Origin of the sequence: Micromonospora sp. DT227, from assembly GCF_049841835.1 — a bacterium.
Lineage (GTDB): Bacteria > Actinomycetota > Actinomycetes > Mycobacteriales > Micromonosporaceae > Micromonospora.
The window spans coordinates 24,224-31,084 of record NZ_JBNCLA010000022.1 but is presented as its reverse complement, the minus strand read 5'-3'; the positions used below and the strand labels follow the sequence as shown (position 1 = coordinate 31,084).

Annotated in this window: 6 protein-coding genes; 4 read left to right on the top strand and 2 right to left on the bottom strand. The window is 72.0% G+C overall.

Going from position 1 to position 6,861, the window contains the following annotated elements; genetic code table 11:
- Positions 1-114: 114 nt before the first annotated feature.
- A complete protein-coding gene (gene ypfJ / locus ACLQ2W_RS33340; RefSeq protein ID WP_405090377.1) occupies positions 115-1,032 on the bottom strand; it encodes a KPN_02809 family neutral zinc metallopeptidase in 918 nt (305 codons plus the stop codon).
- 247 nt (positions 1,033-1,279) lie between these two features.
- Between ypfJ and ACLQ2W_RS33335 the strand changes: the two genes are divergently transcribed.
- A complete protein-coding gene (locus tag ACLQ2W_RS33335; RefSeq protein ID WP_425791808.1) occupies positions 1,280-2,887 on the top strand; it encodes an ABC-F family ATP-binding cassette domain-containing protein in 1,608 nt (535 codons plus the stop codon).
- Between the two features lie 27 nt (positions 2,888-2,914).
- On the opposite strand, the gene ACLQ2W_RS33330 is transcribed toward ACLQ2W_RS33335, so the two are convergent.
- The gene (locus tag ACLQ2W_RS33330; RefSeq protein WP_425791806.1) at positions 2,915-3,517 is read right to left on the bottom strand and encodes a cadmium resistance transporter; all 603 of its coding nucleotides are present in this window, start codon (positions 3,515-3,517) and stop codon (positions 2,915-2,917) included.
- A gap of 182 nt (positions 3,518-3,699) precedes the next feature.
- On the opposite strand from ACLQ2W_RS33330, the gene ACLQ2W_RS33325 reads away from it, so the two are divergent.
- The 3 genes from ACLQ2W_RS33325 (at position 3,700) to ACLQ2W_RS33315 (ending at position 6,841) form a co-directional block, all read left to right on the top strand.
- A complete protein-coding gene (locus ACLQ2W_RS33325; RefSeq protein ID WP_007072022.1) occupies positions 3,700-3,927 on the top strand; it encodes a helix-turn-helix domain-containing protein in 228 nt (75 codons plus the stop codon).
- 46 nt (positions 3,928-3,973) lie between these two features.
- Positions 3,974-4,741: an enoyl-CoA hydratase/isomerase family protein gene (locus ACLQ2W_RS33320; RefSeq protein WP_425791804.1), complete on the top strand. Its 768-nt coding sequence runs from the start codon at positions 3,974-3,976 to the stop codon at positions 4,739-4,741.
- 117 nt (positions 4,742-4,858) lie between these two features.
- Positions 4,859-6,841, top strand: a complete 1,983-nt coding sequence (locus tag ACLQ2W_RS33315; RefSeq protein WP_425791813.1) for an ABC transporter ATP-binding protein — start codon at positions 4,859-4,861, stop codon at positions 6,839-6,841.
- Positions 6,842-6,861 lie beyond the last annotated feature (20 nt).

Below are 6,861 nucleotides of genomic sequence, written 5' to 3'. Positions count from 1 at the left end.
CGCCCCTGGCCCCCGGGGGGCGCTCCCCCCCCCCCCCCCCGGTGGCGGGCGCGGCCCGGGCGCGGGGGGCCGCGCCGGGGCCCCCCCCCCCGGCCCGAGCGGGGAGCGGCCGGTCTACTGGCCGGCGCCGAAGGTGTCGCAGGCCTTCGGGTCGCCGGTGGAGAAGCCCTTGGTGAACCACTGCTTGCGCTGCTCGGAGCTGCCGTGGGTGAACTCGTCCGGGTTCACCGGCCGGCCGGAGCGCTGCTGGATGGCGTCGTCGCCGATCTTCTCGGCGGTGTCGATCGCCTGCTGGATGTCCTGGTCGGTGATGCTCTCGAAGATCTTCTGGCCCTGCTCGTCGGCGGTGCCGGTGGCGTTCTTGGCCCAGGCGCCGGCGTAGCAGTCGGCCTGGAGTTCGAGCTTCACCGAGAGCGCGTTGGCGCTCTGCGGGTCGCGCTGCTGCTGGCGGCGCATCTGCGCCTCGGTGCCGAGCAGGTCCTGCACGTGGTGGCCGTACTCGTGGGCCAGCACGTACGGCTGGGCGAACTCGCCCTTGGCGCCGAGCTGGTCGGCGAGCAGGCGGTAGAACGTGAGGTCGATGTAGACCAGGTCGTCGGCCGGGCAGTAGAACGGGCCGACGCCGGAGTCGGCCGCGCCGCAGCCGGTGCTGACGTTCTGGCTGAAGAAGACCGTCTTGGACGGCTTGTACTGCTCGCCGAACACCTCCGGCATGGCGGTGCGCCAGTATGCCTGGATCGAGTTGACGTAGAGCGCGTTGCGGCAGTCGAGCTGCTTCAACGCGTCGTCCGCCGAGCACTTCTGCTCCAGCGAGGTGTTGTCGCCCTGCGCCGAGTCGTCGCCGCCGTTGGTGGCCGCGTTGAGGCCGAAGCCGCCGCCCACCAGGGCGACCAGCACGGCGATGATGATGCCCACGATCCCGCCGCGACCGCCGCCGGTCGGGATCGGGATGCCCATCCCGCCTCCCCCGCCGGACCCTCGCCGGTCGTCCACCTGGCTGGTGTCGACCCGCGCGTTCTCATTCAGCTCCATGTTGACCCCGATCACCGATCTGTCCGTGTGTGGTGGTTGCGGTACCGGACCGGGTCCGGACGGCGAATTCGGTACCCGATGATCTTGTACGGTAATCCGGCGGGACGACCACGGCGCGCCCGGTACACTGGAACCGTGCTGCGCTGCGAAGGCTGAACGGCCCCGCGCCGACGGGAGAACGAGACCCGCCGGCGCTTTCGCGTGCCCTGAGTCAGCCCTTCCGGACCCCGAGAGCGAGTACTCCGAAATGATCACTGCCACCGGCCTGGAACTGCGTGCCGGTTCCCGGATCCTGCTGTCCGACACCACCCTGCGGGTGCAGCCGGGCGACCGGATCGGCCTGGTCGGCCGCAACGGCGCCGGCAAGACCACCACGCTGAAGGTGCTCGCCGGGGAGGGCCAGCCGTACGCCGGGCAGCTCGACCGGCGCAGCGCCATCGGCTACCTGCCGCAGGACCCGCGTACCGGCGACCTGGAGGTCACCGGCCGGGACCGGGTCCTCTCCGCACGCGGCCTGGACGTGCTCATGGCACAGATGAAGGAGCTGGAGGACAAGCTCGCCGAGGGCGCCGACGACGAGCGGCTGGTCCGCCGCTACGGCGCGCTGGAGGACCAGTTCGCCTCGCTGGGCGGCTACGCGGCCGAGGCCGAGGCGGCCCGGATCTGCGCCAACCTCGGCCTGCCCGACCGCGCCCTGGCGCAGACCATCGGCACGCTCTCCGGCGGTCAGCGCCGCCGCATCGAGCTGGCCCGGATCCTGTTCCGGGACGCCGGCGAGAACGGCGGCGGCATCCTGCTGCTCGACGAGCCCACCAACCACCTCGACGCGGACTCGATCACCTGGCTGCGCGGCTTCCTCGCCAACCACAAGGGCGGCCTGATCGTGATCTCCCACGACGGCTCGCTGCTGGAGGCCGTGGTCAACAAGGTGTGGTTCCTGGACGCCACCCGCTCCGTGGTCGATACCTACAACCTCGGCTGGAAGGCCTACCTGGAGGCGCGGGAGACCGACGAGCGGCGCCGTCGCCGGGAGCGGGCCAACGCCGAGAAGAAGGCCGGCGCGCTGATGGCCCAGGCCGACAAGATGCGGGCCAAGGCCACCAAGACCGTGGCCGCGCAGAACATGGCCCGCCGGGCCGAGAAACTGATCTCCGGGCTGGAAGAGGTACGCCACGCCGACAAGGTGGCCAAGGTCCGGTTCCCCAACCCGGCGCCGTGCGGCAAGACCCCGCTGACCGCCGCCGGCCTGTCCAAGTCGTACGGGTCGCTGGAGATCTTCACCGACGTGAACGTCGCGGTGGACCGGGGCTCCCGGGTGGCCATCCTCGGGCTCAACGGCGCCGGCAAGACCACGCTGCTGCGGATGCTCGGCGGCCTGCTGAAGCCGGACACCGGCGAGGTCCGCCCCGGGCACGGCCTGCGGCTCGGCTACTACGCCCAGGAGCACGAGACGCTGGACGTGGACCGGACGATCCTGGAGCACATGCGCAGCGCCGCCTCCGACCAGACCGACACCGACCTGCGCAAGATCCTCGGTGCGTTCCTGTTCTCCGGCGAGGACGTCGACAAGCCGGCCGGGGTGCTCTCCGGTGGCGAGAAGACCCGGCTGGCGCTGGCCACGCTGGTCTGCTCCGGGGCCAACGTGCTGCTGCTGGACGAGCCCACGAACAACCTCGACCCGGTCAGCCGGGAGCAGGTGCTCGACGCGATCGCCCGCTACCCGGGCGCGATCGTGCTGGTCACCCACGACCCGGGGGCGGTCAGCGCGCTCAAGCCGGACCGCGCCATCCTGCTGCCCGACGGCGACGAGGACGCCTGGTCCGACGACCTGCTCGAACTGGTCGAGCTGGCCTGACCCCGGGTCGGCGGCCGGCGGCGCGGTTCAGCCGAGCAGGTCGGCGAGCCGGGGGAGGACGCCGGAGGTGAGCAGGATGGCCGCGCCGATGACGATGAAGATCGTCGGCACCAGCCAGTGGCCGGCGCGGCCGACCAGCGACACCACCCGCGGGTGGCCGCCGAGCGCGGCGGCGACGGCGCACCACACGGCGACCAGCACGGCGAAGACCAGCAGCCAGACCAGGCCGGTGAGCGGGTCGAGGGCGCGGAAGACCGGCACGTAGACCGCGATGTTGTCGGCGCCGTTGGCCACCGTGATCCCGGCGACGCCGAACAGGGTGCCGACCACCACCGGCGGGTCGTCGTCCCCGGCCCGGTTCCGCAGCGCGCGGACGCCGAGCGCGATCGGCAGCAGCCCGAGCAGGCCCGGCCACGGGTCGGGCACCACCAGCAGGCCGGCGGCGGCCACCACCGCGACGGCGACCAGCGCGCCGATGCCCGCGTACTGACCGGCGACGATCTGCCAGGGCCGCGGCCGGCCGTCGGTCCGGGACGCCACGAAGAGCACGGTGAGCACCACGATGTCGTCGAGGTTGGTGGCGGCGAAGACGCCGGCGGCACCGGCCGCGCCGGCGATCAGATCGGTCACCGGGGGCACGATACGACCCGGCCGGTACGGATCGGACGGCCGGGAGGATCACTCTATCGGGAAGCTGACATTGCGTAGCGTGTCGGTTGGCGAATAGTTGATATCTGGCGCATGATCGTTCGAGGCGGTCTAATAGGTGGGACCGTATCCGAACCGCACAGTCTGGGACGTGAGGAATCAGCATGGCAGCCACCGGCACAGCCACCAGCACTGAGAAGGGTCGCCGGATCGTCGGGGCCGAGCGTCAGACGCTCGCCAAAGACCTGGTAAAGCGGTACACCGGGGGTGAGAGCATCCGTGCGCTGGCGGCCTCGACCGGCCGCTCGTACGGGTTCATCCACCGGGTGCTCACCGAGTCCGGGGTGCAGCTGCGGCAGCGCGGCGGTGCCCGGCGCCGCAAGAAGGCGTGACCCGCCCCCCAGCGTCGTCCATCAGCGTCGCGCTCCGGGTGGTCCGGTGACCACCGAGACGACCGGAGTTCGACTCGACTGCGACGGGCCGGTCGCGACGGTGACGTTGTGCCGGCCCGACGTGCTCAACGCCCAGACCCCGGCGATGTGGCGCGCCATGAGCGACTTCTCCCGGGACCTGCCCGGTGACGTCCGGGTCGTCGTCGTACGCGGCGAGGGGCGGGCCTTCTCCGCGGGCCTGGACCTCGCGGTCGCCGGTGCCTCCGGGCCGGGTTCCTTCGCCGAGCTGGCCACGCTCTCCGAGTCCGAGTGCGCCGACCGGATCGCCGCCTACCAGGCCGGCTTCACCTGGCTGCACCGACCGGACGTCGTCTCGATCGCCGCCGTGCAGGGCCACGCGATCGGCGCCGGCTTCCAGCTCGCGCTCGCCTGCGACCTGCGGGTGCTCGCCGCCGACGCGAAGCTCTCGATGGCCGAGGTGACGCTCGGGCTGGTCCCCGACCTGGCCGGCACGCGCCGCCTGGTGGAGTTGGTCGGCTACTCCCGCGCCCTGGAGATCTGCGCCACCGGCCGTCGGATGGACGCCGCTGAGGCGGACCGGGTCGGCCTGGCCACGCTCGTGGTGCCCACCGACGAGCTGGACGCCGCGGTGCGTGACCTGGCCGCCGGGCTGCTGGCCAACAGCCGGGACGCCGTCGTGGAGATCAAGGCGCTGCTCGCCGGCGCGGCCGGGCGCTCGCACGCCGAGCAGCAGCGCGCCGAGCGGGAGGCCCAGACCCGTCGGATCCGGGACCTGGCCGGGCGCGGCGAATAGCGGTAAGGACCCCGGGGGAAGATCTGGGTTACTCGCGAGGTTGTCACAGGCGTCGGGAGAATTGACCCCGGCGGTCCGCGCTGCCCGACGACCCGGAGGTGACGAGTGTCCAGCAACATGGCCGGCGGCGGCATGGGCGGCTGGAGCATGCTCCGGTCGCTGCGCAACCGCGACGAGGTCTCCGCCCACCGGCTCAAGCGCGGCACCGCCCGGCGGATCGTCGCGTTCGCCCAGCCGTACCGGCGCGACATCGTCGTCTTCCTGCTCACCGTGATCGTCGCCGCGGTGATCGGTGTGGCCACCCCGCTGCTCGCCGGTGACGTCATCGACGCGATCGCCGGCCGTGGTCCCGACGCCCGCGACACCGTGGTCCGGCTCGCCCTGATCATCGCCGCGCTGGCCGTGGCCGACGCGCTGTTCTCGCTGGCCCAGCGGTGGTATTCGGCCCGCATCGGCGAGGGCATCATCCTCGACCTGCGCACCCGGGTCTACGACCACGTCCAGCGGATGCCGTTGCAGTTCTTCACCCGCACCCAGACCGGCGCGCTGGTCAGCCGGCTCAACAACGACGTGCTCGGCGCCCAGCGCGCGTTCACCTCGACGCTGTCCGGGGTGGTCAGCAACGTCATCCAGCTCGTGCTCACCGCCGGGGCGATGCTGGTGTTGTCCTGGCAGATCACCGTGCTGGCGCTGGTGCTGCTGCCGATCTTCATCATCCCGGCCCGCCGGGTCGGCCGGCGGCTGGCCGAGATCACCCGCGAGTCCTACGACCTCGACGCCAAGATGAACGCCACCATGACCGAGCGGTTCGGCGTGTCGGGCGCGCTGCTGGTGAAGCTTTTCGGCGCACCCGAGGTGGAGGCCGACCGGTTCGCCGGTCGGGCCGAGCGGGTGCGCGACATCGGCATCCAGTCCGCCATGTATTCGCGCACGTTCTTCGTGGCGATGCTGCTGGTCGCCTCGCTGGCCCAGGCGTTGACCTACGGCGTGGGCGGCTGGCTCGCGGTCACCGGCGCGGTCAGCGCGGGCACGGTCGTCAAGCTGGCGCTGCTGCTGACCCGCCTCTACGGCCCGCTCACCGCGCTGTCCAACGTCCGGGTCGACGTGATGAGCGCGTTGGTCTCCTTCGACCGCGTCTTCGAGGTGCTCGACCTGCGTCCGGCCATCGCGGAGAAGCCCGACGCGGTGCCGGTGCCGCCGCGCAACGGCCGGGTCGAGTTCCGGGACGTGCGCTTCCGCTACCCGAGCGCCGCCGAGGTGTCGCTGGCCTCGCTGGAGGAGGTCGCCACGCTGGACCGGACGGTGAACGAGCCGGTGCTCAAGGGCGTCTCGTTCGCCGTCGAGCCCGGGCAGATGGTGGCGTTGGTCGGCCCGTCCGGCGCCGGCAAGTCGACACTGTCCATGCTGATCTCCCGGATCTACGACGTCAGCGACGGCCAGGTGCTGGTCGGCGGCGTCGACGTGCGCGACGCGACGCTCGCCTCGCTGCGCGACGAGATCGGCGTGGTCACCCAGGATTCGCACCTGTTCCACGAGACGATCCGGGAGAACCTCCGTTACGCGAAGCCCGACGCCACCGACGACGAGATCTGGGCGGCGCTGGCCGGTGCGCAGGTCGCCGACCTGGTCCGGGCCACGCCGGACGGGCTCGACACCACGGTCGGCGAGCGGGGCTACCGCTTCTCCGGCGGCGAGAAGCAACGCATCGCCATCGCCCGGCTGCTGCTCAAGGCCCCGTCGATCGTGATCCTCGACGAGGCCACCGCACACCTCGACTCGGAGAGCGAGGCGGCGGTGCAGCGGGCGCTGTCGGTGGCGTTGACCGGGCGTACCGCGCTGGTCATCGCGCACCGGCTCTCCACGGTGCGCGACGCCGACCAGATCCTGGTGCTCGACGAGGGTCGCATCGTCGAGCGCGGCCGGCACGACGAGCTGGTGGCGGTCGGCGGCCTCTACGCCGAGCTGTACCGGACCCAGTTCGCGGTCACCGACTCGCCGGTCCCGTACGCGGAGCCGGAGCAGCCCGAGCCGGTGGTGACCACGGTGCCGATGGGCACGTACGTCGCCCAGGAGTCCATGCCGCCGGCGACGGCGAACTAGGGGTCTGTCGCACCGGAGCC

What these genes read in the sequence shown, in the direction of transcription:
- ACLQ2W_RS33315 (WP_425791813.1), top strand. Translation starts at nt 4,859, where the DNA reads ATGGCCGGCGGCGGCATGGGCGGCTGGAGCATGCTCCGGTCGCTGCGC.
- ACLQ2W_RS33325 (WP_007072022.1), top strand. Translation starts at nt 3,700, where the DNA reads ATGGCAGCCACCGGCACAGCCACCAGCACTGAGAAGGGTCGCCGGATC.
- ypfJ (WP_405090377.1), bottom strand. Translation starts at nt 1,032, where the DNA reads ATGGAGCTGAATGAGAACGCGCGGGTCGACACCAGCCAGGTGGACGAC.
- ACLQ2W_RS33335 (WP_425791808.1), top strand. Translation starts at nt 1,280, where the DNA reads ATGATCACTGCCACCGGCCTGGAACTGCGTGCCGGTTCCCGGATCCTG.